Source organism: Streptomyces exfoliatus, from assembly GCF_000725545.1.
Lineage (GTDB): Bacteria > Actinomycetota > Actinomycetes > Streptomycetales > Streptomycetaceae > Streptomyces > Streptomyces exfoliatus.
In genome coordinates this window covers 1-214 of the sequence record NZ_JNZP01000126.1, presented here as the reverse complement: position 1 = coordinate 214, position 214 = coordinate 1, and the positions used below count along the sequence as shown (strand labels likewise).

Genomic DNA, 214 nt, shown 5'->3' with positions numbered 1-214 from the left:
ATTCCACGGTCGTCCGGGCCCACCAGCATGCGGCGGGGGCTCGAAAAGGGGGCTCCGCGACCCGGCCATCGGCCGGTCCAGAGGCGGTCTGACCAGCAAGATTCACCTCGCCTGTGACGGCCGGGGCCGTCCGCTCGCCTTCGTCGTCACGGGCGGCAACACCAACGACTGCACCCGGTTCACCGCCGTGATGGAAGCGGTCCGGGTGCCCCGG

At 71.5% G+C, this 214-nt stretch carries 1 pseudogene; it reads left to right on the top strand.

Annotated elements, in window-relative coordinates:
• A pseudogene (locus tag IO20_RS39410) lies at nt 1–214 on the top strand (transposase); the annotation flags it as partial.